The organism is Bradyrhizobium sp. th-b2 (assembly GCF_000426785.1).
Taxonomy (GTDB): Bacteria; Pseudomonadota; Alphaproteobacteria; order Rhizobiales; family Xanthobacteraceae; genus Bradyrhizobium; species Bradyrhizobium septentrionale.
Window position 1 is genome coordinate 29,050 of record NZ_AUGA01000017.1, and the last position, 25,586, is coordinate 54,635.

The following is a 25,586-nucleotide window of genomic DNA, read 5'->3' on the forward strand; positions in this document are numbered from 1 at the left end:
GCCATGCCGACGAGTTTCAGGTTCGCGCTTGTACTCTTGTGCATGCTCACCGGTGCCGAGGCAGCAGGCGCACAAACCGCATTCTACCGTGCACCGGCATCCGCGGTTGCGGGAGCGCCCGGCACGCTCGTTCGGCAGGAGGTGATCGACGGCGCTCCCCTCGGCGCCACAGCTTACCGTGTGCTTTATCGCTCGACCGGATTTGACAACAAGCCGATCCTCGTGTCGGGCGTCGTGATTGTGCCGTCGGGTGATCCGCCGCAGGCTGGCAGGCCGATCGTGGCCTGGGCCCATCCAACGTCGGGAATCGTACCGCGCTGTGCGCCGTCGCTGGCTATCTTCTTATTTCAGCAGATCCAGGGGCTGCGGTCGTTCGTACGCGACGGCTACGTGGTTGCCGCAACCGACTATCCTGGACTAGGGACCGAGGGTCCGCTCCCTATCTGGTCGGCATCAGCGAGGCCCGTGCAGTGATCGACTCCGCCCGGGTTGCCGCCCAGTTGCCAGGTGCCGGAGGCGGCCGCAGATTTGTGGTCTGGGGCCATTCGCAGGGTGGCCATGCCGCGCTGTTCACAGGCATCATTGCAAAAGCCTACGCGCCCGAACTGGCGCTGCTCGGTGTCGCGGCGGCGGCCCCCGCCACCGACCTCGTGAAGCTAATGAACGAAGACATCGATTCTGTCGGTGGGAAAAACATTACGGCGATGACGTTGTGGTCCTGGCAAAGAGTCTTTGATGCCAAGATGGATAGGGTGGTTGACCGGAGGGCCATGCCGGCCATCGACGAACTTGCCAAGGAATGCATCGAAGGACCGTTCGACATATGGATCCGTCAACGCACCGAGCGGCCGCTGCAACAGTATTTCCTGACGACCAAGCATCCGTCCGACGTTGAGCCCTGGCACACGCTGTTGACCGAGAATTCGCCCGGCGCCCTGCCTGCCGAGGTTCCGGTCTTTCTGGCCCAAGGATTGGATGACGTGATCATTCGACCTCAGGTGACGGAGAACTATGCCGCGGCGCTGTGTAGCGCTGGCAGCAAAGTGCGCATCCTTTCGATGCCAAATATCGGACACGGAAGGGCAGCTCAGGCCAGCACCGAAGCCGTGCTCGACTGGACGAGTGCACGGTTCGCAGGAAAGGCTGCGCCCGACGACTGTCCCCGATAGGCAGCGAGGACGCGGATGTCGGCCAAGCAGACGGGCATGGCCGGTGCTCCGATCCACCGAGTGATGGATCATTCTGAAAGCCGCTCCCACAGCCGTCTCTCGCGATCAGCGTCCCTGGATCAGGTGCGGCACGGCGAGCGTGAACCAGGGGACGAAAGCCACGATCAGGACGCCCAGGAGCAGGACGGCGAGATAGGGCAGCATGGCGCGTCCGGTCGCCTCCAGCCGGCTGTTCGACACCGAACAGGACACATAGAAACCGATGCCGATCGGGGGGACGAAGATGCCGACGCCCATCGCGAGAATGATGATCATGCTGTAGTGGATGATGTCGATGCCGTAGCCGGTCGCGATCGGCATCAGCAGCGGGCCGAGAATGATCAGCGCCGGAAGACCTTCCAGAAGCGAGCCGACGACGATCAGGAGCACGATCGTTCCGAGGATGAAGACCGTTTGGTTGTCGCCGGCGGAATGCAGCAACATGGCCAGGTTCGCCGGCAGGTTCGCGGCCGTCAAAGTCCATCCAAACGAGAACGCCGCTGCGATGATGAACAGCACCATCCCCGCAAGGAGGCAGGATTCCACGGCAATTTCGTACAGTGCCGCCAGGCCTACGGCGCGGTAGATGCCGAATGCGAGCACCAGGCCATAGAGCACGGCGACGCTCGAAACCTCGGTCGGGGTAGCGACACCGAAGCGAATGCCGATCACCATGATCACGGGCATGACCAGCGGCAGAATGGCCCCGCCTGTCGCGCTCAGCAATTCGGATGCGGTCGCGCGCGGGGCGGATGGCGTGTTGGCGCGTCGCGACAACGCATAGTTCAACAGCATCAGCAACAACGCGATAACCGCTGCGGGCATCAATCCGGCGATGAACAGGGTTCCGATCGAGATCGGAGCGACCGAACCCAGGACCAGCATCGCGAGGCTTGGAGGGATCGTCTCCGACATGGCCGCGGAGGCCGCCAGCACCGCGGCGCCCTGTTCGGGCTTGTAGCCCTGGCGCTGGAGCTCTCGCCGCAGCACGGAGCCGACCGCGACGACGTCGGCGATCTTGGAGCCGGAGATACCCGAAACCATGTAGATGGTCAGAACGACCACCTGGAGCAGGCCGCCGCGCATGTGACCCACGAGCGTCATGGCGAAGCGGACCAGCCGGAGGCTGATGCCTCCCTTCTCCATGATCAGGCCCGCCCAGATGAAGAACGGCAGGGTGAGCAGAATATAGTTGCTGGTGCCGTCAAAGGCGTTCTGGGCGACGGCGATCAGCGGCGCGACGCCGCTGACCATGAGAAAGGTCACCGATCCAAGGAGCATCGCGTAGCTGACCGGGAGGCCGAGCAGAATCGCAAGCAGGAAAGCAACGAGCATGACGGCGAGCGCCGTTCCGTTGGGCAGGTGCAGCGATGGCGGCATCGCGCTCGCCGCGTAGATCAGCCCGACAAGCAGCGCGACAACGACGGCTGCGGGAATCAGATCGCTGGCCCGACTTTCAAACGCCAGACGCTCGAGCGCGAACAGGGCGGTCAGCCCGAGCCCGACAGCGAGCGGGAGCACCAGCCAGGCCTGGTTGATCTGGAGGATGGGCGTATCCGACGTGGCGGAAATCGAGATCAGGTCGAGCGAGACATCGCCCACCACGACCGCGGCGATCAGGACCAGCAGGTCCATGCCGATCGCGAGCGAATTGCGCCAGCGGGGCGAGAACTTCGCCGTCAGGAATTCGACGGTCGTGTGATGGCGGGCCCGGAACGCCAGCGCCCCGCCGACGAATGCCGTCAGCGACAGGAACAGCTTCGCAGCCTCGTCGGCCCACAAGATGGACTCGTCGAACCAGAACCGAGAGACGATGCCGACAAGCACGATCACGAGCTGGATCACCAGCGCGATCACAAGGATCGCCCTGAACGCCATGTCTATCCCGTTGAGCGCTGCGCGGACCCCATTGGCCACCGGCCCGCGCGCTGACTCCTGTCGTTCAGGATGAGGTCTCGCGAGCTCGCCGTCAGCCACCGGCGAGAGCGCTTCATGCATGTCCGACTTCCTTCAGAACCGCATCGTAGAGATCGGCGCCGATGATATCCTTGAACTGCGGATAGACGCTTGCGGTGGCCTTGCGGTAATCGTCGCGGTTCGGTTCCACGATGGTCAGGCCTTTGGCCTTGTAGCCGGCTGCTCGTTGCTCGCTCGCCGTGGCGATCGTCGAACGCCAATCCTTGGTGAGATTTGCGCTGGCGGCGCGGATTGCCTCCTGTGCGTCCTTCGGCAGCGCGTCGAACTTCGACTTGCTCGCCATCATGACACCGACGTTGTAAACCTGATTGGTCAGATTGATCGTTTTGACGATCTCATCGTGCTTGGTGGCAGCGAGCGAGATCATCGGCGTCTCGACGGCATCGATGACGCGCTGCGACAGGGCGAGGTAGACTTCGGTCAGGTCGATGGCGACCGGGCTTGCGCCGAGCGCCTTGAACGTCGCGGCGAAGATAGCGCCGGGCTGGACACGGATCTTCAATCCCTTCATGTCGGAAGGCTCCGGAGCCTTGCGATCGATGGTCGAAACGACGCGCCACCCCCAGTGCCCCCAGCCCAGACCATAGATTCCCTTGGTCGGGAGCATATCCATGAATTTGGAGCCGACGGGCCCGTCGAGCAGCTTTTCTGCCGAAGCCGAATCGGGGAACAGGAACGGAAGGTCGAGCACCTGAAACTTGGGAAAGATGGTGTCGATGAAGCCGGATGTGTGAGCGCAAAAATCGACGATGCCGGTCTGCAGGCCGGTGAGGATGTTGGTCCCGCTGCCAAGCTGACCGATGCTGAACACCTGAATTTAGACCGCACCGGAGGTCCGCTTCGAGACGTCCTCCGAGAAGCGCTTCAGGACCTCGTAGAGAGGATGCGCTTGAGTATCGGCAAACGTCAGCTTCAAGGTATGAGCCGGGGCCGCAGCCCATCCGGGGCGGCCGACAAAGGGCGCACCCAGTGACGCGGCGATTCCGCACGCTCCCGCTTTGAGCAGATTTCGTCGCGCGATCGTCATCAAATTCTCTCCCTGAATATTCTTGGCTCTTTCGGAGCACTTCTTACGGCGAGGCGGAGTAAAGCATGGGGCAGGATCGATGGCGAATGCGCGGGCCGCGTGGCGCCATTCTTCGAGCGACGGGCTACCTGTCAGCAGAAGCGGACGTGATGATCTTATGAGGAGGTCTAAAGCCCGACCGCGGCAATCACGACCGGCATCGTGACCGCCGCCAGAATCGTCTGCAGCGTGATGATCTGGGCGAGCAGCGGGGCGTCGCCGCCCAACTGGCGCGCCAGCACATAGGCTGACGGCGAGGTCGGCACCGCGGCGCAGGCCGCGACGATGGCGAGATTGGCGCCGCTGACGCCGAACCACACGGCGAGTGCGACGGTCAGGACGGGCATTGCGACCAGCTTCAGGACCAGCGCGGCGCTGGCGGCGAGGCCGGGGCGGAAGATGCCTTCCAGATGCAGGCCGGCGCCGGTGACGAGCAGGCCGATCGCGAGCGACGAGCCGCCCAGCGCGTCGGCGACATCGTGCCAGATCTGCGGCAGCGCGATGTGCGCGACGTTGATGGCGAGTCCGATCACGCAGGCCCAGATCAGCGGGTTCTTCACGACCGTCATCACGATCGCGCCCACAGTGCGCTTCTCGGACGAGGCATATTTCGCCAGTACGGCGACGCTGAAGACGTTGACCAGCGGGATGATCGCGACCATCGCGACGGAGGCCAGCGCCAGCCCGACGCTGCCATAGAGATTGCGCGACACCGACAGCGCGACATAGGTCTGCCAGCGGGTCGCGCCCTGGAAGATCGAGCTGAAAGCCGGGCCATCGACCCCGGCGCGGGCGAGCGGGCCACGCAGCGCGAGACACAGCAGGCTCATCACGAGCGCGGCGAGCAGCAGCGCGCCGCCGACGCCTGCGACCGGCACTTTGGTCAGATCGGCCCTCACCAGCGTCTGCACCAAAAGCACCGGGAACAGCACGTAATAGGTCAGCTGTTCCAGCCCGTGCCATTCGGTGTCGAGCCGCATCAGCGTGCGCCTCAGGACGAAGCCGAGCACGATCAGGAGGAACACCGGCAGCAGCGCCGCGATCACCACGGCCATCCTCAGCGGTCCCCGCGCAGCTTCGCGAGCCGGTCGAGTGCACCCTGCAGGATGAAGATCGCGGCGTGCTCGTCGATCACCTCGGCGCGGCGCGCGCGGCTGACGTCCATCCCGATCAGCTCGCGCTCGACCGCCGCGGTCGACAGCCGCTCGTCCCACAGCCCGATCGCCAGCGCGGTGAGGCCCGCGAGATTGCGGGCGAACGCCCGGGTCGATTGCGCGCGCGGGCCCTCGCTGCCGTCCATGTTGATCGGCAGGCCCAGCACGAAGCCGACGGCGTTGCGCTCGGCCGCGATCGCGAGCAGCCGGGCCGCGTCGGCCTTGAATTGCTTGCGCTTGATGGTCTCGACGCCGGTGGCAAGCCGCCGGTCCGGATCGGAGACGGCAACGCCGATGGTCTTGGTGCCGAGGTCGAGGCCGACAAGCGCGCCGCGGTCGGGCCAGTGCGGCGCGGCTTCGATCAAGGGAAGGATGGGGGCGGGCATGGCGCTAGCGCTTACCATGCGCGTGGCCGGTGCGGCAAATTGTCGTTCCGGATGTCGCGCTTCCTTCACGAACATCTGTTCTCCATATACGGGAATGTAAAGTATAGTATCATTTTAGGTTGCGATCCCGGCGACCGCCGATTCGTTTCGATGATGCGACTTTTGCGGATGCGCGCTCCGCCGGTCTCGCGCGCGGAAATTTCCTTTTTCATTTTGAGCGGAGACCATCATGCTGATCAAGCCGAGTCTCATCGCCGCCTCGGAGCAACGCCTCAAGCAAGCCGATTTTTCACCGACCGAGCTCAACCGCAAGCTCGGCGACGGTCCGATCAAGATGTCGGTCGAGCGGAAGCAGCTGCGCCAGCGCCAGCTCCTGGAGCAGACCGACGATCCGACCATGGTCCAGATCGGGCTCGAGCGGATTATCCAGGGCAACGACCTCGACAGCATCAACTACCTGGCCAAGGGGACGCTGGCGTCGCGCTCGATCTGCCGCATTCAGCTGAAGGATGCACGCGCCAACCTGGTCGGCTACGCGACCGGCTTCTTGATCGGTCCAGGTCTTTTGATGACCAACCATCATGTCTTCGGCAAGCCCGCCGACGCCGCCAACTCGATCGCGGATTTCGACTATGAGTTCGACATTGCCGGGATGGAGCGCACGCCGGTCCGGTTCGGCTTTCTGCCCGAGAGATTTTTCTACACCAATGACCGGCTGGATTTTTCGATTGTCGCGGTGGCGCCAACCTCACAGGCGGGGGGACGCGAGCTTGCCGAGTGGGGATGGTTGCCACTCAACGGCGAGCCCGGCAAGGGCGATCCCGGCGAATATCTCACCATCATCCAGCATCCCGGCGGCGAGCTCAAGCAGGTCTGTGTGCGCGAGAACAAGCTGCTCAAATATGTCGGCGACTTCGTCTGGTACATGACCGACACCACTGCCGGATCCTCGGGCTCTCCGGCCTTCAACCGGTTCTGGCAGGTGATCGCGCTGCATCACAGCGGCGTGCCGAGGAAGGATTCGCAAGGGCGTACCCTGACTAAGGACGGCAAGGTCTGGGATGCCTCGATGGACGAGACGCTGATCGACTGGATCGCCAATGAGGGGGGCCGCGTCAGCGCCATCGTCGCCGACCTCAAGGTCGCAGTCGCCGCAAATCCGGTGATCAAGCCGGTGCTCGATCAGCAGGCGCCGCCTCCGCCTCGGCCGCCGTCACAGCCGCCAGGATCCGAGAGCCTCAGCATGCTTCCGCCCATCGCCGGCGCCAATCTGTGGCTGGAGCAGACCGGCGATGCGACCACCCTCGTGGTGCCGATCCGCGTTCCGATGCCTGTCATCAAGCGGCTGGTCATGCCGCTTGCAGCGCCGCCCGCCGCGCCGCCGGCGGTCACAGCGCCGCCGATCGTCCCTGCCGGACCGCAGATCGGACCCGCAACCGGCATGGCGATGGAGGCGGTCCACATCGACCAGACCACGCTCGGCTCGCGGCCGGGATACAAGGCCAACTTCATCGGCAGCGGCAAGCTGTCGGTGCCGCTGCCGAAGATTCCGGCCGGGCTGAAATCGAAGGTGACGACGCTCAAGGGCAGTTCGGGGAAGTCCGAGCTGAAATATTTCAACTACAGCGTGGTGATGAACAAGGAGCGGAAGCTCGCCTTCTTCAGTTGCGTCAACATCGACGGCGGCAAGCAGCAGGATGTCGGCAAGCGCGAGGGCGACTCCTGGCTCAAGGATACCCGCATCGACCCCGAGTTCCAGATCGGCGACGAGTTCTACAAGAAGCAATCGACCTTCGAAGCTGACCGCAGCGCCAATCCGTTCGATCGCGGCCACCTGGTCCGCCGCCTCGACGCCACGTGGGGCGATACGGTCAAGCAGGCCAAGCAGCATGGCGACGATTCCTTCCACTTCACCAACTGCTCGCCGCAGTTCTTCTCGTTCAACCAGGGCAAGCAATTGTGGGCCGGATTGGAGGACTATACGCGCGACGTGCTGCTAAACGACGAGAAGAAGGGCATCGTCATGAACGGGCCGGTGTTCGACGGGCCCGACGCCGACGGCGGAGATCTGCCCAATCCGGCCGGCAAGGCGCACAAGGACCCGAGCTTCGGCGGCGTGCAGATCCCAAAATATTTCTGGAAGATCCTGCTCACCAAGGACGACGACAATGGCGGACTGAAGGCTGCTGCGTTCCTGATGAGCCAGCGCGACCTCATCATGGATATCGACCGGATCGAGGAGAAGCTGTCCGAGGCGGACGTCAAGGTCTTCCAGGTCTCGATCGCGGACCTGACGAAATTGACCAAGCTCGATTTCGGCGAGCTCGATTCCGTCGACACCCACGAGGCGACCGCCGTCGGCCCGCGCCGGATAGAGACGGTCGACGATATCAGGCTCTAGATGCGGACGAGGCGGCGATCGATGCGGTGCTGGGCGGACATGGATTGCCTCAGGCGGCAATCACCCGCTCGTCGCCGCCAAGGCATGCGGCGAGACCCTGCAATGGACTGTACTGGTGCGCGGTGCGGCGCTGGATGAACAACGTCTCGACAAGCGCGTGCTGCGGGTTGAGCTTGTGGATATGGACGTCGCGCTGCACATGATCGCGCTCGACGACGGCGCGCGGCAGCAGGGTGACGCCCATGTCGGCGGCGACGCAGCCGATCATGCCGTCGAGCGTGCCGAACTCGAAGCGGACCGCCGACGGCCAGCCGAATTCGGTGAAGACCTGTTCGAGCCGCTGCCGGTAGGTGCAGCCGGTGCGGAACACCAGCGCGGTAGGGCCCGACTCCGGCGTGCCGGCGCGCAACGCGGCGAGCGACGTCCAGCGCTGCGCGGTGACCAGCACCAGTTCCTCCGCGAATGCGGGCGTTGCGGTGAGTTCGGCGTGCTCGATCGGGCCGGCGACAAAGGCGCCGTCGAGCGAGCCATCGAGCACGGCGGCCACGAGGTCGGCCGTCGGCGCGGTGCGCAAGGTCAGGCGCACCGCCGGATAGCGGCGATGAAATTCGGCAAGCAGCGCCGGCAGCCGCACCGCGGCGGTGGTCTCCATCGAGCCGATCGACAGCGGACCCTTCGGCTCGCCATCGTCACGCGCGGCGAGCACGGCTTCGCGCGACAGCGCCGCCATGCGCTGCGCATATGGCAACAGGCGGCGGCCGGCGCCGGTCAGCGACATGCCCCGGCTGTGACGCTCGAACAGCGCGGTGCCGATCTCGGCCTCCAGCGCCTTGATGCGCTGGGTGACATTGGACTGCACGGTGTTGAGCTCTTCTGCAGCCCGGGTGATGCCGCCGAGCCGGGCAACCGTGGAAAAGGTGAGGAGGTCGGTCAATTCCATGGGAGACCACCGTTCTGAATTAGAGATGGTAGCGTTCTATAGTATTCATTTTCCGAGAATGTTAGGCCCGCTTAGGCTTCGAGTCCAGAAGAGCAAGTCCAGAACAGGGAGCGAGCGCATGCCGATCAGCACCGAATTGACGGCACGTCTGGGCATCACACATCCGATCCTGCTGGCGCCGATGGCCATGATCACGGGGAGCCGGCTGGTCAGGGCGGTGAGCAACGCGGGCGGCTTCGGCATTTTGGGCGGCGGCTACGGGGACCGCGCCTGGCTCGAGGCGGAGGCCGCGACGCTCAGGGGATTTGGCCGTCCGTTCGGCATCGGCTTCATCACCTGGAGCCTCGCCAAGCAGCCCGAGCTGATCGATATCGCGCTCGACGCGAAGCCGCGCGCGGTGATGCTGTCGTTCGGCGATCCCGCTCCGTTCGCACCCAAGATCAAGGCGGCCGGCGCGCTGCTGATCTGCCAGGTGCAGAGCGAGGAGATGGCGCAAGCGGCGCTCGATTGCGGCGCCGACATCCTGATCGCGCAGGGCACCGAGGCGGGCGGTCACGGCGCCTCGCGCACCACGCTCGACATCGTGCCTGCGATCATCGACTTCGCGGCGGGGCGCGTGCCGGTCGTTGCGGCCGGCGGCATCGCGGACGGGCGCGGCCTCGCGGCGATGATGATGCTCGGCGCCTCCGGCGTGCTGATGGGAACGCGGTTCTATGCCAGCGTCGAGGCCGACGCGCCGGAGCAGGCGAAGCAGCTGATCTGCGCGGCGAAGAGCGGTGAGACGGTGCGCGGCGTGGTGTTCGACTGGTCGCGCAAGCTGATGTGGCCGGCGCCGTTCACCGCGCGATCGCTTGCCAACGACCATCTGCAGCGCTGGAGCGGCCGCGAGATCGAGCTGATGCAGCGCGCGGACGAGATCGCGGCGGAATACGCCGCTGCGCGCGCTGCGGGCAATTTCGACATCGCCGCGGTGTTTGCCGGCGAGTCCGTCGGGCTGATCCATGATATCGTTCCGGCGGCCGAGATCGTCGGCCGCATCGTCACCGAAGCCGAGCAAAGCCTGCTCGGCCGGCGCAATTCTCTTTCCTCTCTGACCTGAACACGCGCGAGACACACCATGTGGCCAGACCGTCGATTGATCGATCGTTTCAAGACCGAGTTCCCGATCGTGCTGGCGCCGATGGCCGGCGTGATGGATGCGGAGCTGGTGATCGCGGTGGCACAGGGCGGCGGGCTCGGCTCGCTGCCATGTGCGATGCTGTCGGCCGAGAAGGCGCGTGAGCAGGTCAACATCATCCGCCAGCGCGTGTCAGCGCCGATCAACCTCAACTTCTTCTGCCACAAGGCGGTCGACGCCGATCCGGCGCGCGAGGCGCAATGGCGACAGCGGCTCGCGCCTTACTATCGCGAACACGGCCTCGATCCGGATGCGCCGATCAACGCCGCGAACCGTGCGCCGTTCGATGCGGCATTCTGTGCGGTGGTCGAGGAGCTGAAGCCCGAAATCGTCAGCTTCCATTTCGGCCTGCCGGAGGCAAAACTGCTGCAGCGGGTGAAGGCGGCGGGTGCGACCGTGATGTCATCGGCCACCACCGTGAAGGAGGCGATCTGGCTCGAGGAGAACGGCGTCGACGTGATCATCGCGCAAGGCGCCGATGCCGGCGGCCATCGCGCCATGTTCCTGACCGGGACCATCGCCGAGCAGCCCGGCACGTTCTCGCTGCTGCCGCAGGTCGTCGATGCGGTGAAGCTGCCGGTCGTCGCGGCCGGCGGCATCGCGGATGGACGCGGGATCGCGGCCGCGTTCGCGCTCGGGGCCTCCGCCGTGCAGATCGGCACCGCCTATCTGCGCTGCCCGGAGTCCAAGGTGACCGCGGCAGGCCGGATCGCGCTGGCGCAGGCCAGCGACGAATCGACCGTCATCACCAATGTGATGACCGGCCGTCCGGCGCGCGGCGTCGCCAACCGCGTGATGCGTGAGGTCGGCCCGATCTCACCGGACGCGCCGGCATTCCCGCATGCGGCGACCGCGCTCGGCCCGCTGAAGGCGGCTGCCGAGAAACAGGGCAAGGTCGATTTCACCAATCTGTGGGCCGGGCAGGCGGTGCGGATGGGCAAGGAAATGCCCGCAGCCGAGCTGACCCGGGCGCTGGCCGGCGCCGCGCTGGCGCGGATGGGGGCACTATCTCAGGCCTGACGCGCGGGCTCGCTCTGGTTGATCTCCAGATGCTCGGTCGCAAGCCTGCGATAATGCGCGGCCATTTCCTTGTAGTGCTGCCGGGAGATCGGATCCGTGGCGCTTTCGGCGCGGCGCTCGAACATCTCGGCCTTGTCCTGCAGAATTTTTGCTTGGGACATGGCTATTTCTCGTCTCGTTCAGACCAGACAGGCCACGTAAAGGATCGCGACACCGATCGCGGTACCGATCGACCAGAGGGCAGGGTCCCAGCCTCCCGGCTGGGGGGTGGTCTCACGCATCGACATGACGGACTCCCGTACTTTTCTATTTGAGGCGAGTAGGCGCCGCGAATGTTTCAGGACGACTGCGCCGGGTCCGCAAAGTGGTTTCGTCGCGGGTTTTGCCGCCGGAATCGTCGGCTGCCGGGCGCCTGACCGGCCGTCCGACAGGGGGGCTGAGGCCAGCCGCGCGCCCGGCGCGGTTGCGGCGCAAAACCGGCCTCTGCTATACGGCGGGCTGACCTTTTCAGCCTTGGGGCCCTATATAATGTCCGTAGACGCCACGACCGTCCGCCGCATCGCCCATCTGGCACGGATCGCGGTCAGCGACGCCGAAGTTCCCCATCTCCAGGGGGAATTGAACGCGATGCTGGCCTTTGTCGAGCAGCTGTCGGAAGTGAATATCGACGGCGTGGAGCCGATGACCTCGGTGACGCCGATGGAGATGAAAAAGCGCGCCGATTTGGTCAATGACGGCGAGATCGCCGACGACATCGTCCGCAATGCGCCCGATACCGTGAACCACTTCTTCCTGGTGCCGAAGGTGGTCGAGTAACTCTAGCATCGCGTTTTCGAGCGAAGTGAATACCGGTTCGCGTGAAGAAAACGCGTCAAACAAAAGCGACAAAGTCCGATGTGTCTGCTCTGCGACGATGAGAAGGCCTACAAGGCCTATTTGGACTTCCTCGATGTGATGGAGCGCAAGGGGAAGGTCGCCGATCCCAACGAGGCGATCGACGCCGTGCTCGACCACCTCGAGGCGCTCGACGCTGCGCGCGCCAAGGAAAACGCCAAGGCGCGGCAGGACGACCCCGCCAACGACAAGACCCTTTCTCCCTTCTTCTGCAGCCCGATCAATAAATGACCGATTTGACATCGCTGACGATCGCCGAGGCCCGCGAGGGCCTGGCGGGCAAGTCTTTCACCGCCGTTGAGCTGACCGATGCGCATCTCGCCGCCATCGAAGCCGCGCGCGTGCTCAATGCCTATGTGCTGGAGACGCCGGACCGCGCCCGCGAGATGGCCAAGGCTGTCGACGAGAAAATTGCAAAAGGCGAGGGCGGACCGCTCGCCGGCATTCCGCTCGGCATCAAGGATCTGTTCGCGACCCGCGATATCAGGACCACGGCGTGCTCAAAAATCCTCGGCAACTTCACCCCGCCCTACGAGTCGACGGTGACCTCGCAGCTGTGGCGCGACGGCGCGGTGCTGCTCGGCAAGCTCAACAATGACGAGTTCGCGATGGGCTCGTCGAACGAGACCTCTTGCTTCGGCCCGGTCACCAACCCGTGGCGCCGCGAGGGCTCAAACACCACGCTGGTGCCGGGCGGCTCGTCAGGCGGCTCGGCCTCGGCGGTGGCGGCGTCGCTCTGCATGGGCGCAACCGCGACCGACACCGGCGGCTCGATCCGCCAGCCGGCCGCGTTCACCGCGACCGTCGGCATCAAGCCGACCTATGGCCGCTGTTCGCGCTGGGGCATCGTCGCCTTTGCGTCCTCGCTCGACCAGGCCGGTCCGATCGCGCGTACGACGCGCGATGCCGCGATCCTGATGCGCTCGATGGCGGGGCACGATCCGAAGGACACCACATCGGTCGACATCGCCGTGCCTGATTACGAGGCCGCGATCGGCAAGTCCGTGAAGGGCATGAAGATCGGCATTCCCAGGGAGTATCGGCTCGACGGCATGCCGGCCGAGATCGAAAAGCTCTGGAGCGAGGGCGCGCAATGGCTGAAGGCTGCCGGCGCCGAGCTCGTCGAGGTGTCGCTGCCGCACACCAAATACGCGCTGCCGGCCTATTACATCGTGGCGCCGGCGGAGGCCTCGTCGAACCTCGCGCGTTATGACGGCGTGCGCTACGGACTGCGCGAGCCGGGCAAGAACATCATCGAGATGTACGAGAACACCCGCGCCGACGGTTTTGGCGACGAGGTGCGCCGCCGCGTCTTGATCGGCACCTACGTGCTCTCCGCCGGCTACTACGATGCCTATTATCTGCGGGCGCAGAAGGTGCGGACGCTGATCAAGAAGGATTTCGAGGACTGCTTCGCCAAGGGCGTGAATGCGATCCTGACGCCGGCGACGCCGTCGGCGGCGTTCGGCATCGGCGAGAAGGGCGGTGCCGATCCGGTCGAGATGTATCTCAACGACATCTTCACGGTGACCGTGAACATGGCGGGCCTGCCCGGCATCGCCGTGCCCGCGGGCAAGGACGCGCAGGGTCTGCCGCTCGGCCTGCAGCTGATCGGTCGACCGTTCGACGAAGAGACGCTATTCTCACTCGGCGAAGTGATCGAACAGGCGGCCGGCCGCTTCACGCCGCCGAAATGGTGGTGAGCGATGACGGATTTCCGCGCCAGTCTCGCGGACGCTGCGCCTGATGCGGCGCTGTCGCCGCAACTTGCGGCAATGTGGTGGGCGAAGAAGGGCGACTGGCACAAGGCGCACGACTTCGTGAAGGACGGCAGCGACGCCAGCTCGGCCTGGGTTCATGCCCATCTGCATCGCGTCGAGGGCGATCTCGGCAATGCCGACTACTGGTATCGCCACGCCAATCAGCCGGTTGCCAAGGACTCGCTCGAGGCGGAGTGGGAGCGGATCGTTTCCACGCTTTTGACGTAGAGCGCCTGAGTTTGCCGGTGCCGAGGCACCGCGATCATTAACCCTGTTTCGGCCGCCATGCCGCCGCCCAGATTGGCCGTGATAGGCTAACGGAACCGGGCGGGGGCCAGCGGCAAGAGAGTATTCGTGCGTGGGTCGGGGATAGGGGGATGGCTGTCAGCGCTGCTGGTGGCCGTGACGGCGGCGGGCCTTGCCGGCTGCGCGTCCGTCTACAATCTGCCCGGCAATGTGCCGCTCGGCGCCGTGGCTGCCGACACCAACGGCATCAGCGACATGCCAAGCTATGAAGACGACCTGCTGCTTGCGCTGTCGTTCTCCGGCGGCGGCACGCGCGCCGCGGCGTTTTCCTTCGGCGTGCTGGAAGAGCTCGACCGCACGCGCTCCAGCGCTGTAGGCACCAAGACGCTGCTCGACCGCGTCGACTTTGTCTCCGGTGTGTCCGGCGGCTCCATCACCGCCGCCTATTTCGGGTTGAAGCGGCGCGCCGCGCTCGACGAGTTCCGCGAGCGCTTCCTGCTGCGCAACGCCGAGGAGGGACTGAAGACCCGGATCTCGCTCGGCAATATCGGGCGCGCGCTGGGCGGCGGCGTCAACGACAGCCAGTTCACCGACTGGCTCGATCGCAATCTGTTCAATGGCGCGCGGTTCGAGGCATTGCCCGACGACCGCCGCCCGCGGGTCTGGATCAACGCGTCAGACATCTACAACCGCACGCCGTTCGTGTTCGGCAAGACGGCGTTCGATGCGCTGTGCAGCGACATCCGCTCCTATCGTATCGCCGAAGCGGTCGCCGCATCCGCCGCGGTGCCGCTGGCATTTGCGCCGATCGTGCTGGAAACCTTTCCCGGCGGCTGCGCGGCGCCGCTGCCGCCGTGGCTCGAGCGGGTGCGCAACGATCCGAACGCGCAGCCGCTGCTGCGCTCCTACGCCGAGGCCCAGGCGCGCTACCGCGACGGCTCGATGCGCTACGTCAAACTGCTCGACGGCGGCCTCGTCGACAATTACGGCCTGTCGGGGCTGAGCATCGGGCTGCTCGCAGCCCAGCGTCCGTACGAGCCTTTGAACGAACGGCAGGCAGCCAAGCTCAGGCGCATCCTGTTCCTGGTGGTCGACGCCGGCCGCGGCATCTCCGGCGACTTCGTGCAGACGCTGGAAGGGCCGAACGGCGTCGAGCTGGTGTCGGCCGCCGCCGACACCGCGATCGATGCCAGCGTGCGCTCGAGCTACGCGGCGTTCACAGCGCTCGCCAACGACTGGTCGGGCAAGCTGAAGCGCTGGCGCTGCGGCCTGTCGGCGGCGGATCGCACGAGGCTCGGCGTCGGCGCCGGCTGGAAGTGCGGCGACGTCGCGATCTATGTCGAGCGGCTCGGCTTCGACCGGCTCGGACCGGAGCGTGCCGGCATCCTGAACGCTATTCCGACGCGGCTTTCGCTGCCGCCCGAGCAGGTCGACCAGCTGGTTGTGGGCGGCGCCGACGCGCTGCGGGCAAGCAAGGCCTATCAGCAGTTCCGGCGAGGGCTTTAATCTGCGCCTCACGTGCCGGCGCGGGCTGCAAGGGGGCTGCAATGGGGGCCGCAAGGCGGCTTGACTGGCGCGATCGGTTGCGCGAAGCCCAATGCTTCCCAGATATCACCTTATCCGGACAACGAGACCCATGACCGCACCTGCCGCCCCGCACAGACTGATCAAGAGCGCCACCGGCGATTGGGAAGTCGTGATCGGCATGGAGATCCATGCCCAGGTCACCTCGAACTCAAAGCTGTTCTCCGGCGCATCCACCGCATTCGGCGGCGAACCCAATACCCATGTCTCGCTGGTCGACGCCGCGATGCCGGGCATGCTGCCCGTGATTAACGAGGAGTGCGTCCGCCAGGCGGTGCTCACCGGTCTCGGGCTGAACGCGAAGATCAATTTGCGCTCGGTGTTCGACCGCAAGAACTATTTCTATCCGGACCTGCCGCAGGGCTACCAGATCAGCCAGTACAAGTCGCCGATCGTGGGCGAGGGCGAGGTGTCGCTCGAGCTCGACGGCGGCCGTAGCGTCACCATCGGGATCGAGCGGCTGCATCTGGAACAGGATGCCGGCAAGTTGCTGCACGATCAGTCGCCGACGATGTCCTATGTCGACCTCAACCGTTCCGGCGTCGCACTGATGGAGATCGTCTCCAAGCCCGACATCCGCGACGCCGAGCAGGCCAAGGCCTACGTCACCAAGCTGCGCTCGATCCTGCGCTACCTCGGGACCTGCGACGGCGACATGGAGAAGGGCAGCCTGCGCGCCGACGTCAACGTCTCGGTGCGCCGTTACGGCGAGGCCGCGCTCGGCACCCGCTGCGAAATCAAGAACATGAACTCGGTCAACTTCATCGGCCAGGCGATCGAGTACGAGGCGCGGCGCCAGATCGAGATCATCGAGGACGGCGGCTCGATCGACCAGGAAACCCGGCTGTTCGACCCGAACAAGGGCGAGACGCGCTCGATGCGCTCCAAGGAAGAGGCGCACGACTACCGGTACTTCCCCGATCCCGATCTGCTGCCGCTCGAGTTCAGCCAGGCCTTCGTCGACGATCTCAAGGCGCATCTGCCGGAACTGCCGGACCAGAAGAAGTCCCGGTTTATTACGGGCTTCGGTCTGTCGCCCTACGATGCGAGCGTGCTGGTGGCCGAGCGCGAGAGCGCGGAGTTCTACGAGACGGTGCTGTCAGGTCTTGCGGACAAGGCACGCGACGGCAAGCTTGCCGCCAACTGGGTGATCAACGAACTGTTCGGCCGTCTCAACAAGGAAGGCGTCGAGATCGCCGCCTCGCCGGTGTCGGCCGAGCAACTCGCTGCGATCGTCGATCTGATCGGCGAGGGAGCGATTTCCGGCAAGATCGCCAAGGACTTGTTCGAGATCGTGTGGCAAGAGGGCGGCGATCCGCGCGCGCTCGTCGAGGCGCGCGGCATGAAGCAGGTCACCGACCTCGGCGCGATCGAGAAGGTGGTCGACGACATCATCGCGGCCAACCCCGACAAGGTCGAGCAAGCAAAGGCGAAGCCCGCTGCCCTTCAGTGGTTCGTCGGTCAGGTGATGAAGTCGTCGGGCGGCAAGGCGAACCCGAAGGCGGTCAACGAGCTATTGAAGTCCAAGCTCGGCATCTGAACGAACAGGACAATGATGTTGTCCTTGGCGCATGATCCAACCGGATCATGCTCTCATCCCGTCACCTTTGGTGTCGTCGCGCGCGCGTGAACGCGGCGTGATCTTGGCTCACACCCTCCGTCCGCGGTGGTGACGACGCTCCTCGGCGCCGAATCGTCGGAGCCACGATTCGTCCGGAATCGGGTCTGGATGACCTCAAACGAGGCGAAAGCCATCTTTCCCACGAAATATTTTTCGTTGCCAAAAGTTGCGACTCGGCGCCCGCGCCGCGCCGCTTTTCGTCACAGCTCGCGACTCAACGCAACGACGATCGCGCGTTGATTGACTGAATGCGAATTCAAAAAGAGCCTGCAATAAAGGCGTTTCCTGTAACGTTGACAAATGCCGATGTCGGCCGCTGCTGCGTTTCTTGCATCGTCGCGCGAATGCATCGTCGATTTGGTCGGCGACGCGCGCTGCGCGTACGACCATCGCTGCGTCAACACTTCCTTAAGCGGGACACTGTTTTTTTTAATCCGTTGGTGTATTCGGGAAGTAGTGCATATCGATTCCCGAGTGCACGCAGCGAAGTAGAGAGCCATCTCACATACCGGAGGGCAACATGGCTAAGAAGGCAAAGAAGGCGAAGAAGGCGAAGAAGGCGAAGAGCGCAGTGAAGAAGACTGCGAAGAAGACCCGCAAGGTCGCCAAGAAGAAGTAACCCTCTCGCCTTGAGAGGATTGCCGGCGGCCTTATGCCGGCACGTCGCGAGAGCCACCGGACGGACTGCTGAGAGGCACATCCCACCCCCAGGCTCTGGCTGACGAAAGAGGGTGTCGGCGAGACATCAGGTCAAACGGCTGGATCGAATTTCGGAGAGGGCAACCTTCCCAAAACCGGTCCGGCAGAAGAAACAGAGATTTCTTCGTTCGGTGCGGAGCCTGCTTGGTTCCGCAATTTCACCGGCGAGAATGCCGAGTTGAAATCTGGTCCTGACGTGTTCGCCGACCCCCTCGTTCCGGCGGCCTGCGCAGTTCGCGCCCCGGCACCCATTTCCCCATTCCAGTTCTGGATTGACGTTCGGTCGCACGGCCTCGCGTTCGTTTGCGCCCGCGCCGATCGCGCTCAACGTCCCGCGGATCGTCGGCCGGGATCTGCGCCCCCCTGCGGCCCCTCCGTAAAAGTTTGAAACGGATGGCCGCTGCGAGCGGCCGGCGGCGTCGGCCATTGGCCGCGATGGTTATCGTTGTCCAAAACACCAGGGTAAACCGGCGTTCACGAATGCATGGAAATGCCTGCGGCACAGGCACTTCTACGATTCCGGGAAACCCGCTTGGCGGCGCCGATTTACATCCCGTTCATCGCGATACTTAAACCGCTCTTCAAATTTGATGGGCCATGATCATCCCAACAAGCCGGCAAACGGTGAGCGGTGATCCCAGGGATCAGCGCGGGGCATGATCCATAGATCAGCCCTGACATAACAGGGTGTTTCAACAGTGGACGGGGGCCGCGCTCGGGGGAGGGCGGCCAACAACAAAAAGGGGAATGACGACAATGTTTCAGGGGGTCATCGATCAGGACAGTGCCATCCCGGTAGCTGCGACTGCGATCCAGGACGTGCTGTTCGAACGTGGCATGTACTGGGCGAGCGGCCGCTCCGGCGTGGTCAACCTCGTCGCGGCGCACAAATGGTTCAACCTGGCGGCGCTCAAGGGACGCACCGACGCGATCGCGCACCGCCGCGAAGTCGCCGAGCAGATGTCCGATGTCGAGATCGCGGCCGCCCAGCGCGAAGCCCGCGCCTGGATGACGACGCACTAACTCGACCAAAATCGAGCCGGGAGCCAGCCTTGGCTCCCTCGCTCCATCTAGAACCAGTAGCGCGCGGCGTAGACCACGGTCATCACGGCTCCGGCCACGAGCACGAACTGCCGGACGATGGCCGCGGGAAGGATCCGGATCAAATAGCCACCGGCATAGCCGCCGATCATGGCGCCGACCAGCATCACCAACGTTTCCGGCCAGCGCACCGCTCCCTGCACGATGAAGATCAATGTGGCGGCGAGCGACACGCAGGTCGCGAGCAGGTTCTTCAACGCCTTGATCGCCCGGATGTCGTTGGGCTCCGTGATCGACGGCACCGCGGTCAGGATGACGCCGAGTCCGGCGCCGAAGAAACCTCCATAGACACACGCCAACCCGAGAACAGCACTGCTCGCGCCGGTCGAGGGCAAGGCCGCGCTCGTCTGCCGCCCGACGGTCCAGCTCTGGATCTGCGGCGCGAAGGCAAACAGCAGCGTTGCAAACGCGATCAGGCCCGGCACCGGCAGCACGAACAGCCGCTCGGGGAGCAGCAACAGGACCCCGGCGCCGATTGCGCCGCCAAGCGTGGAGGCGGCAACGAAGTTGATCGTGCGCAGTGTCGGCGGCGGCAGCCTGCCGCGGTCGGCGAGCGCGGCGATCAGATGCCCCGGCGAGATCGCCACCGCATTCGACGCATTGGCGATCACAGCGGGCAGGCCTGCCGCCAGCATCGCCGGAAACGTGATGAGCGTCGCGCCGCCCGCCAGCGCATTGATGATGCCTCCCGCGACACCGGCCGCGAGCAGCAGAAGACTTGTCTCGATGTCCATCCTTCACCCCTTGCAGGGTGAACAGGCTAGCGGGTGTGGCGCCGGACGGTCTGGAACGTCTGCGACGCCGCTTCAATCGCGCCAGTAGACGCCCGGTGTGGTTCCAAAGGTGCGGCGGAACAGGCGGGTGAGGTGGCTCTGGTCGGAAAACCCCGTATCGGCCGCAACTGCTGCGATCGGTTCGCCCGCGCGCAGCAATTGCCGCGCAAGATTGAGCCGGCTCAGCACCCGGAAGGCGTGCGGTGAGACGCCGAGCTCGCGCCTCACCATGCGGCTGAAGCCTTCGCGGCTTCGCCCGAAGCCTGCGGCGATGGCGCCGATCGGCCCGGCACTTTCTGTCAGGGTGACGCCGAGCGTCGTCCTGTCGGCGAGGCCGGCCGAGTGGGACGGTTCGCGGGACAGGATGTCGTCGGCGATCTCGAGGATCTGTTCGGGCAATATCTGGTCGACGCGTTGCCAGCGAGCCCCGACGCTGATGACCCGCAGCGATGAGGAGGTGCGGCCCGCCGGAACATACGCGTTCAGGCAGACCGTTTCCTCGTCCGGTGTCGCGATCGGTGCATGCAGCAGTCCCGCCGGAATGAGCGCGGCATGGCCCGCAGGCACCGTCACGGTCGTGCCGTCGATGCGGAAGGCGCGCGACCCCGACAGCACCAGCACGATTTGGCTCTCGTCATGGAAATGCGGCCTGAGGCCAAGCGAGCCGGCACCGCGCCACGATGCCAGCTCGACGATGCCGGCATCGTCAGCTGGCCGGTAATTCCAGGCATTGGGCGAGGCGAAGTGCATGATCGCGAGCGTAGCATGGTCGAGCGGCGACCGTCTCATGAGGCGTCAATGCTGCGCGACTGACGCGATCGGCGAGGAGGTCCGAATCGTCGCCATCGCGATCAGCGCTGCGACCACATTGGCGGCCGCGCTGATCGCCACCGGAATGAAGTAGCTGTGGCTGACGTCGTAGGCGAAGCCCGCGGCGCTCGGTCCCAGCAGCGTTCCGACCGCGACGCTGGTGTAGAGGATGCCGATGACGCCGCCGACATTGCGGCCGCCGAAATGGTCGGTGACCACGGCAGGCAGGATCGCAACCCAGCCGCCATAGAATACGCCGAACAGCAGCGCGAACACGGTGAGCAACCAGAAGCTGCCGGCGATCGCCCAGATCGCCAGCGAGACGGCCATGCCGATGTACATCGCAATCAGGAACGCATCGCGGCCGACCCGGTCGGCGATGCCGCCGAGGAAGAAGCGGCCGGCGGTGCTGCCGACGCCGATCATCCCGAGCAGCAGCACGGCGAGCGCCGGCGCCACCTGATGGTCGACGGCGAAGGGCACCAGATGCACAAAGGGCACGAACACCCCGAACGCGCTGATCAGGCAGGCCGCATAAAGCCCGGCGAAGCGGGCGGTCTTGACCGCGCCGCGGATCGAGACGCCCTGGCGCAGCGGCGCGCCGGAAACCGCTTCAAGCGGATCGCCATCCGGTCCTGTGCCGTAGCGGCGCGGATCGTCGGCGATCAGGAGCGATGCTCCGATGCCGGCGACGGCGGCGACAACGCCCAGCATGACATAGGCATCACGCCAGCCGAGGCTTGTGATCAGCCAGGTCGCGAGCGGCGGCATCACCAGCGTCCCGACCCCGATCCCGCTGACGGCGAGGCCCGATGCAAAACCGCGCCGCCTGACGAACCAGCGTTGCACCGCGCCCAGCGTCGGGACATAGGCGCAGCCGACGCCGGCGCCGATGCCGATGCTGTAGGCGGCATAGACCTGAAGGATGGTCGCCGCCTGTCCCGCCAGTACCAAGCCGACACCAACCAGCGCCATTCCGAGGCCAGCAAGCCTGCGCGCGCCCCAGCGATCGGCGAGCGGGCCGGAGACGACGCCGAGGCCGAAATACAGGAAGCCCGCAAAGGAGAACACCAGCGACACCGAGCCGCGCGAGGCGCCGAACTCCCGCTGCAATGACTCGACGAAGGACGAGAAAGTGTAGGCGCTGCCGAAGCCGATGAAGGTCACGACGAAGGCTGCGGCGACGACATACCAGCCGTAGAACGGTTTTGCTTTTTGATAACCGGCGTGCATGGCGGCATTGCTCACGATCGTTCTCCCGGTGCCGCGTGACCGCCAGTCTTTCCCGGCGGGTAGAGCAGCATCTGCGTGCAGCGAAACAGCGCGATGGTCTTGCCCGTCGCTTCGCTCTTGATCTCGGCATCCCACACCTGGGTCGTGCGGCCACCATGAACGAGACGGGCCTCGCAGCTCACGCCGCCTTCGCGCGCGGCGCCGATGAAGTTGGTCTTCAACTCCGAGGTGGCGAAGCCGATGGCGCCGTCCGGCAAGGACGCAAGGCAGCCGAACCCGCACGCGGTGTCGGCCAATGCGACGAGGCTTGCGCCGTGCAGCAGCCCGTGCGGCGAGAAGTGTTTTGCGGCGATGTCGAAGCGACCGCGGATCTGGCCGCGTCCTGCTTCGAGCCATTGAAACTCCAATGTGCCGGGCAGGCTGCCGACCTGCGACGCGTTGATGCGATCGACCAGTCTGCCGGCGTGGCCACCCGGGTCGATCTCATGCAGGGCGAGCTTGTGTGGAACCTCAGTCATGTCGCTGCTCCATGGGGGCCGAATGCCGCGTCGGACGCCGTAGCTAAGGATCAGAAAATCTAATTCTTATGGTCCGGGTTTCCCTGCGTTGACGCGGCTTTCAGCCATAGGATAGGCTGATAGAGCGCCCGGAAGCCCCGAGTTGGCAAACCAGATTTGCTGGGGGATTGAGATTAGAAAATCTAAATCATGGAGAGCCGGCTCCCACCCCTGAACGCGCTCAAGGCGTTCGAGTCCGCCGCCCGCCATCTCTCGGTGAAGCTCGCGGCCGAGGAACTGTGCGTGACGCCGGGCGCGGTCAGCCAGATGCTCAAGACGCTCGAAGCCCATCTCGGCGTCAAACTGTTCGAACGGGTGCCGCGCGGCATCTATCTCACCGACGCCGGGCGCGACTATCTGCCGTCGATCCGCAATGCGTTTCGCCAGATCGTGGATGCGTCGCGTCGCGTCGCTGCATCGACCGATGTCGGCACCCTGACGGTCAGCGTCACGCCGTTCTTCGCGTCGGCCTGGCTGGTGTCGCGCATGGCGTCGTTTCGGGATGCGCATCCCGAGATCGATCTGCAGATCGTCACCAGCAACACGCTGGTCGATTTCTCGCGCAGCGGCGTCGACGTCGCGGTGCGCCACGGCCTCGGCCGCTATCCGGGGCTGCGCAGCGACCGCGTCGTCACGGTCGAGATGGTGGTGGTGGCCTCGTCGTCGCTGGTTGCGCGTCTCGGGCGGCCGACATCTTCAGGCGAGCTCGCCGGCTGGCCGCAGGTGCATGACGCCGATCGCAAGGGGTGGAGCCTGTGGTTTCAGGCCAATGGCATTGCGGAGGTGCGCACGCCGCGCGGACCCTCGTTCGATGACAGCGGTCTGCTGCTGAAGGCGGTGCTGACCGGGCAGGGCGCGGGCCTGTTGCCGGCGGCGATGGTCGCAAACGAGATCGAGAGCGGCGAACTGATCCAGCTGCTCGAGACCGTGCATCTGGAGGAGTTCGCGTATTATCTCGTCTGCCCCGACAACAGGCAGGGGCTTCCGAAGATCGCGGCGTTTAGGGAGTGGATCCTGGGGCCGATGGCCCAGTCGGCGGCTGCGGAGCGATAGCCGTCTCGCTGCGGCCGCGATCGTGATGCTGGGCGAGCCGGTCCGATCCTTCCACGTCATCGGCGGCGGCCTCGCGCTGCTCGGCGTCGCCGGCGCGCAGGCCTTTCCGCGGCCGCTGCTGAGGATGCGGCGCGCCTGAGCGCGACGCAGATCGTGGCTCAATCCCGTCGATGTGACCGATCGTGAGGCCGCCAACGCTGGCGGCCTTGCGGTCGGCGCATCATATTACGGAGAACCGGAGCCAAGGCGATGCGTGCTGCTTTGATGGTGGGACTATTGGCAATGCTGTGGAGCGCCGCCGCCGACGCCGCAACGGCACATCACCGCCGCGTGCGACAGCACGTCACCACCGGTCCAAGCGAGCAGGTGGCTCCTCCGGGCCACTACGTCTATCCGGGCTACGGGCCGATCCCGCCGGGCGAGAACCGAAATCTCGATCCGTCCACCCGCGGCGGCGGCTGACGTCGGTGGGGTTCAATTCATGCTTTCGACGGCGTTGCCTTGACCGCGGCGCACCGTGCATCGCGGCCTGACAAACATCGGCGATCGAGCTTCCTAAGCGAAGCTGAACATGCTGGCGTTGAGTTGTCCGGGGGCGAGGCCGATCAACCAGGCAGCGTTGCCCGCCGCGTCGGTGATGATGGTCGTGTTGATCCCTGGCGAATAGAACTCGGCGGCCTGCACATCGGCAAAGGAATGCAGGGAGGTCCCGGTGAAGCTCAAGATGTCGTGGACACCGCCTGTGTTGAAGTCCTGTATCACCATGATCTCTGAGTTGGCATCGCTGATGTTGAACGTATCCGAGCCGCCGCCGCCCCACGCATAATCAACGCCACCGCCGCCGCTGATTACATCTGCGCCTGATCCCATAAGGAAAACGTCGACGCCGCTGCCGCCGGTCACCGTGTCCCCGCCGTTCGAACCATAAACGTAGTTCTGGCCCGAACCCCCATAGATGAGGTTTCCATCACTCTCGCCTGACGAGATGAAGATGTTGAGACCGGAGCCACCGAACATGGTGTCGGCGCCAGCGCCGCCGTAAAAATAGTTGGTGCCGGTTCCCCCATAGAGGAAGTCATTGCCGGCTTCGCCGTACATCACGTTGACATCGGACGGCGAGGCTCCCCCCGAGCCAGAAAGGGTATCGTTGCCGTCGCCGCCAAAAAGGTAATTGAAGCCCGTGCCGCCATAAAGCGCGTCGTCTCCAATCCCACCAAGCAACACGTCAAGGCCATCGCCACCGAACAGAAGGTCGTTGCCTCCGTAGGCATAAATATAATCGTTACCGGCGAGCGCGTAGATCGCATCGGCCGCGCTTCCTCCAAGCAAAACATCATTCGCCGCCGTGCCGTTGGTGACAATGTCACCTGCAGGAACCTGCGGTTGGTTCGAGGGCGGTCCATAGAGCGCTTGAATGCCATCGATGTCCGACTGCGTCAGGTTGGTTATATCAGCGCTGGCGTAGGGGTTCATGATCGCCGGGCCGCCGGTGTAATGATCGAGGCCCAATGCGTGGCCGATTTCGTGCGTTGCAACGGCCTCGAAACTTATTCCTCCCGAAAGCGTCAAACCGCTGGAGGACGACGTGTAGTTTTCAGCCTGGTCAAAGCTGACTGTGACATCAGGCAGAAAGTCGCCGTTGGAGTAGTAGTACGATGTCTCAGCCAGAATCCCGTAAGGGCCGTCAAAAGTCCCGAGTCCGAAACGGATGTCGACGCTCGCAGAATCCGCCACCTCGACGAACGTCACATCGGCAACGGCGGACCATCGCTTCAAGGCATCGATGATTTCCCGTTCATACTCACCGGGCTGGAAGAACGTTGAGAATGTGTCAGGCTGCCCGGAGAAATTGACCGTCGCGAAGCTCCACGTGATGGTCTTCGACGACCAGACGGGACCTTCCAAGTTATAATCAGTCATGGAGCT

At 64.8% G+C, this 25,586-nt stretch carries 26 protein-coding genes; 14 read left to right on the forward strand and 12 right to left on the reverse strand.

Going from position 1 to position 25,586, the window contains the following annotated elements; all coding sequences use genetic code 11:
• The first annotated feature begins 3 nt into the window (after positions 1-3).
• Together K359_RS63345 and K359_RS52540 are read left to right on the forward strand one after the other, a co-directional pair.
• Complete coding sequence (locus K359_RS63345; protein ID WP_198031163.1) at positions 4-474, forward strand: hypothetical protein; 471 nt, start codon at positions 4-6, stop codon at positions 472-474.
• The gene (locus K359_RS52540; RefSeq protein WP_198031164.1) at positions 471-1,169 is read left to right on the forward strand and encodes a lipase family protein; all 699 of its coding nucleotides are present in this window, start codon (positions 471-473) and stop codon (positions 1,167-1,169) included. The genes K359_RS63345 and K359_RS52540 overlap by 4 nt, the downstream gene beginning before the upstream one ends.
• Before the next feature lie 105 nt (positions 1,170-1,274).
• On the opposite strand, the gene K359_RS52545 is transcribed toward K359_RS52540, so the two are convergent.
• The 5 genes from K359_RS52545 to ruvX form a co-directional block, all read right to left on the reverse strand.
• Positions 1,275-3,206, reverse strand: a complete 1,932-nt coding sequence (locus tag K359_RS52545) for a TRAP transporter large permease subunit (RefSeq protein WP_245284675.1) — start codon at positions 3,204-3,206, stop codon at positions 1,275-1,277.
• Entirely contained in the window at positions 3,199-3,996 is a 798-nt protein-coding gene (locus K359_RS52550; RefSeq protein ID WP_245284676.1) for a TRAP transporter substrate-binding protein, read from the reverse strand. The genes K359_RS52545 and K359_RS52550 overlap by 8 nt, the downstream gene beginning before the upstream one ends.
• 6 nt (positions 3,997-4,002) lie before the next feature.
• Positions 4,003-4,212: a hypothetical protein gene (locus K359_RS64490; RefSeq protein WP_245284677.1), complete on the reverse strand. Its 210-nt coding sequence runs from the start codon at positions 4,210-4,212 to the stop codon at positions 4,003-4,005.
• A gap of 167 nt (positions 4,213-4,379) precedes the next feature.
• Positions 4,380-5,306 carry an AEC family transporter gene (locus K359_RS0120775; RefSeq protein WP_029081063.1) on the reverse strand — a complete coding sequence of 309 codons (927 nt, stop codon included), beginning with the start codon at positions 5,304-5,306 and terminating at the stop codon, positions 4,380-4,382.
• A gap of 2 nt (positions 5,307-5,308) precedes the next feature.
• Entirely contained in the window at positions 5,309-5,791 is a 483-nt protein-coding gene (gene ruvX / locus K359_RS0120780; RefSeq protein WP_029081064.1) for a Holliday junction resolvase RuvX, read from the reverse strand.
• A 229-nt stretch (positions 5,792-6,020) separates the two neighbouring features.
• Between ruvX and K359_RS0120785 the strand changes: the two genes are divergently transcribed.
• Positions 6,021-8,192: a DNA/RNA non-specific endonuclease gene (locus K359_RS0120785; RefSeq protein ID WP_029081065.1), complete on the forward strand. Its 2,172-nt coding sequence runs from the start codon at positions 6,021-6,023 to the stop codon at positions 8,190-8,192.
• A 49-nt stretch (positions 8,193-8,241) separates the two neighbouring features.
• Here the strand turns inward: K359_RS0120785 and K359_RS0120790 are convergent, their stop codons facing one another.
• Positions 8,242-9,132, reverse strand: coding sequence for a LysR family transcriptional regulator (locus K359_RS0120790; RefSeq protein WP_029081066.1), 891 nt, complete (start codon positions 9,130-9,132; stop codon positions 8,242-8,244).
• Positions 9,133-9,250: 118 nt separating this feature from the next.
• On the opposite strand from K359_RS0120790, the gene K359_RS0120795 reads away from it, so the two are divergent.
• Together K359_RS0120795 and K359_RS0120800 are read left to right on the forward strand one after the other, a co-directional pair.
• Positions 9,251-10,231 carry a nitronate monooxygenase family protein gene (locus tag K359_RS0120795; protein WP_029081067.1) on the forward strand — a complete coding sequence of 327 codons (981 nt, stop codon included), beginning with the start codon at positions 9,251-9,253 and terminating at the stop codon, positions 10,229-10,231.
• Positions 10,232-10,249: 18 nt separating this feature from the next.
• On the forward strand, positions 10,250-11,329 hold the full coding sequence (locus K359_RS0120800; RefSeq protein ID WP_029081068.1) for a nitronate monooxygenase family protein: 1,080 nt from the start codon (positions 10,250-10,252) through the stop codon (positions 11,327-11,329).
• Here the strand turns inward: K359_RS0120800 and K359_RS61365 are convergent.
• On the reverse strand, positions 11,320-11,490 hold the full coding sequence (locus tag K359_RS61365; RefSeq protein ID WP_156928589.1) for a hypothetical protein: 171 nt from the start codon (positions 11,488-11,490) through the stop codon (positions 11,320-11,322). The genes K359_RS0120800 and K359_RS61365 overlap by 10 nt on opposite strands.
• 367 nt (positions 11,491-11,857) lie before the next feature.
• Here K359_RS61365 and gatC point away from each other — a divergent pair, with 367 nt between their 5' ends.
• The 7 genes from gatC (at position 11,858) to K359_RS0120845 (ending at position 19,156) form a co-directional block, all read left to right on the forward strand.
• Positions 11,858-12,145, forward strand: a complete 288-nt coding sequence (gene gatC, locus K359_RS0120810; RefSeq protein WP_029081069.1) for an Asp-tRNA(Asn)/Glu-tRNA(Gln) amidotransferase subunit GatC — start codon at positions 11,858-11,860, stop codon at positions 12,143-12,145.
• Between the two features lie 78 nt (positions 12,146-12,223).
• Positions 12,224-12,454, forward strand: coding sequence for a hypothetical protein (locus tag K359_RS0120815; RefSeq protein WP_029081070.1), 231 nt, complete (start codon positions 12,224-12,226; stop codon positions 12,452-12,454).
• Positions 12,451-13,926, forward strand: a complete 1,476-nt coding sequence (gene gatA, locus K359_RS0120820; protein WP_029081071.1) for an Asp-tRNA(Asn)/Glu-tRNA(Gln) amidotransferase subunit GatA — start codon at positions 12,451-12,453, stop codon at positions 13,924-13,926. The genes K359_RS0120815 and gatA overlap by 4 nt, the downstream gene beginning before the upstream one ends.
• Before the next feature lie 3 nt (positions 13,927-13,929).
• The gene (locus tag K359_RS0120825; protein WP_029081072.1) at positions 13,930-14,211 is read left to right on the forward strand and encodes a hypothetical protein; all 282 of its coding nucleotides are present in this window, start codon (positions 13,930-13,932) and stop codon (positions 14,209-14,211) included.
• A gap of 162 nt (positions 14,212-14,373) precedes the next feature.
• On the forward strand, positions 14,374-15,735 hold the full coding sequence (locus tag K359_RS0120830; RefSeq protein WP_029081073.1) for a patatin-like phospholipase family protein: 1,362 nt from the start codon (positions 14,374-14,376) through the stop codon (positions 15,733-15,735).
• Between the two features lie 130 nt (positions 15,736-15,865).
• A complete protein-coding gene (gene gatB, locus K359_RS0120835; protein ID WP_029081074.1) occupies positions 15,866-17,353 on the forward strand; it encodes an Asp-tRNA(Asn)/Glu-tRNA(Gln) amidotransferase subunit GatB in 1,488 nt (495 codons plus the stop codon).
• Positions 17,354-18,889: 1,536 nt separating this feature from the next.
• Positions 18,890-19,156, forward strand: a complete 267-nt coding sequence (locus tag K359_RS0120845; protein ID WP_029081075.1) for a hypothetical protein — start codon at positions 18,890-18,892, stop codon at positions 19,154-19,156.
• A 47-nt stretch (positions 19,157-19,203) separates the two neighbouring features.
• On the opposite strand, the gene K359_RS0120850 is transcribed toward K359_RS0120845, so the two are convergent.
• The 4 genes from K359_RS0120850 to K359_RS0120865 all read right to left on the reverse strand — a co-directional run bounded on the left by K359_RS0120850 (position 19,204) and on the right by K359_RS0120865 (position 22,568).
• Positions 19,204-19,968, reverse strand: a complete 765-nt coding sequence (locus tag K359_RS0120850) for a sulfite exporter TauE/SafE family protein (protein WP_029081076.1) — start codon at positions 19,966-19,968, stop codon at positions 19,204-19,206.
• Between the two features lie 72 nt (positions 19,969-20,040).
• Positions 20,041-20,796: an AraC family transcriptional regulator gene (locus K359_RS57315; RefSeq protein WP_029081077.1), complete on the reverse strand. Its 756-nt coding sequence runs from the start codon at positions 20,794-20,796 to the stop codon at positions 20,041-20,043.
• A 6-nt stretch (positions 20,797-20,802) separates the two neighbouring features.
• Positions 20,803-22,050: an MFS transporter gene (locus K359_RS0120860; RefSeq protein ID WP_029081078.1), complete on the reverse strand. Its 1,248-nt coding sequence runs from the start codon at positions 22,048-22,050 to the stop codon at positions 20,803-20,805.
• Positions 22,051-22,061: 11 nt separating this feature from the next.
• Positions 22,062-22,568: a PaaI family thioesterase gene (locus tag K359_RS0120865; protein ID WP_029081079.1), complete on the reverse strand. Its 507-nt coding sequence runs from the start codon at positions 22,566-22,568 to the stop codon at positions 22,062-22,064.
• 189 nt (positions 22,569-22,757) lie between these two features.
• Between K359_RS0120865 and gcvA the strand changes: the two genes are divergently transcribed.
• Entirely contained in the window at positions 22,758-23,660 is a 903-nt protein-coding gene (gene gcvA, locus K359_RS52560) for a transcriptional regulator GcvA (RefSeq protein WP_035976841.1), read from the forward strand.
• Positions 23,661-23,909: 249 nt separating this feature from the next.
• On the forward strand, positions 23,910-24,122 hold the full coding sequence (locus K359_RS0120880; protein WP_029081080.1) for a hypothetical protein: 213 nt from the start codon (positions 23,910-23,912) through the stop codon (positions 24,120-24,122).
• 93 nt (positions 24,123-24,215) lie between these two features.
• Here the strand turns inward: K359_RS0120880 and K359_RS57320 are convergent, their stop codons facing one another.
• Positions 24,216-25,580 carry a matrixin family metalloprotease gene (locus tag K359_RS57320; protein WP_084518463.1) on the reverse strand — a complete coding sequence of 455 codons (1,365 nt, stop codon included), beginning with the start codon at positions 25,578-25,580 and terminating at the stop codon, positions 24,216-24,218.
• Positions 25,581-25,586: the final 6 nt, after the last annotated feature.

Coding starts and splice junctions, on each gene's coding strand:
- K359_RS63345 (WP_198031163.1), top strand. CDS start 4: ATGCCGACGAGTTTCAGGTTCGCGCTTGTACTCTTGTGCATGCTCACC.
- K359_RS52545 (WP_245284675.1), bottom strand. CDS start 3,206: ATGCATGAAGCGCTCTCGCCGGTGGCTGACGGCGAGCTCGCGAGACCT.
- K359_RS64490 (WP_245284677.1), bottom strand. CDS start 4,212: ATGACGATCGCGCGACGAAATCTGCTCAAAGCGGGAGCGTGCGGAATC.
- K359_RS0120775 (WP_029081063.1), bottom strand. CDS start 5,306: ATGGCCGTGGTGATCGCGGCGCTGCTGCCGGTGTTCCTCCTGATCGTG.
- ruvX (WP_029081064.1), bottom strand. CDS start 5,791: ATGCCCGCCCCCATCCTTCCCTTGATCGAAGCCGCGCCGCACTGGCCC.
- K359_RS0120785 (WP_029081065.1), top strand. CDS start 6,021: ATGCTGATCAAGCCGAGTCTCATCGCCGCCTCGGAGCAACGCCTCAAG.
- K359_RS0120790 (WP_029081066.1), bottom strand. CDS start 9,132: ATGGAATTGACCGACCTCCTCACCTTTTCCACGGTTGCCCGGCTCGGC.
- K359_RS0120795 (WP_029081067.1), top strand. CDS start 9,251: ATGCCGATCAGCACCGAATTGACGGCACGTCTGGGCATCACACATCCG.
- K359_RS0120800 (WP_029081068.1), top strand. CDS start 10,250: ATGTGGCCAGACCGTCGATTGATCGATCGTTTCAAGACCGAGTTCCCG.
- K359_RS61365 (WP_156928589.1), bottom strand. CDS start 11,490: ATGTCCCAAGCAAAAATTCTGCAGGACAAGGCCGAGATGTTCGAGCGC.
- gatC (WP_029081069.1), top strand. CDS start 11,858: ATGTCCGTAGACGCCACGACCGTCCGCCGCATCGCCCATCTGGCACGG.
- K359_RS0120815 (WP_029081070.1), top strand. CDS start 12,224: ATGTGTCTGCTCTGCGACGATGAGAAGGCCTACAAGGCCTATTTGGAC.
- gatA (WP_029081071.1), top strand. CDS start 12,451: ATGACCGATTTGACATCGCTGACGATCGCCGAGGCCCGCGAGGGCCTG.
- K359_RS0120825 (WP_029081072.1), top strand. CDS start 13,930: ATGACGGATTTCCGCGCCAGTCTCGCGGACGCTGCGCCTGATGCGGCG.
- gatB (WP_029081074.1), top strand. CDS start 15,866: ATGACCGCACCTGCCGCCCCGCACAGACTGATCAAGAGCGCCACCGGC.
- K359_RS0120845 (WP_029081075.1), top strand. CDS start 18,890: ATGTTTCAGGGGGTCATCGATCAGGACAGTGCCATCCCGGTAGCTGCG.
- K359_RS0120850 (WP_029081076.1), bottom strand. CDS start 19,968: ATGGACATCGAGACAAGTCTTCTGCTGCTCGCGGCCGGTGTCGCGGGA.
- K359_RS57315 (WP_029081077.1), bottom strand. CDS start 20,796: ATGAGACGGTCGCCGCTCGACCATGCTACGCTCGCGATCATGCACTTC.
- K359_RS0120860 (WP_029081078.1), bottom strand. CDS start 22,050: ATGCACGCCGGTTATCAAAAAGCAAAACCGTTCTACGGCTGGTATGTC.
- K359_RS0120865 (WP_029081079.1), bottom strand. CDS start 22,568: ATGACTGAGGTTCCACACAAGCTCGCCCTGCATGAGATCGACCCGGGT.
- gcvA (WP_035976841.1), top strand. CDS start 22,758: ATGGAGAGCCGGCTCCCACCCCTGAACGCGCTCAAGGCGTTCGAGTCC.
- K359_RS0120880 (WP_029081080.1), top strand. CDS start 23,910: ATGCGTGCTGCTTTGATGGTGGGACTATTGGCAATGCTGTGGAGCGCC.
- K359_RS57320 (WP_084518463.1), bottom strand. CDS start 25,580: ATGACTGATTATAACTTGGAAGGTCCCGTCTGGTCGTCGAAGACCATC.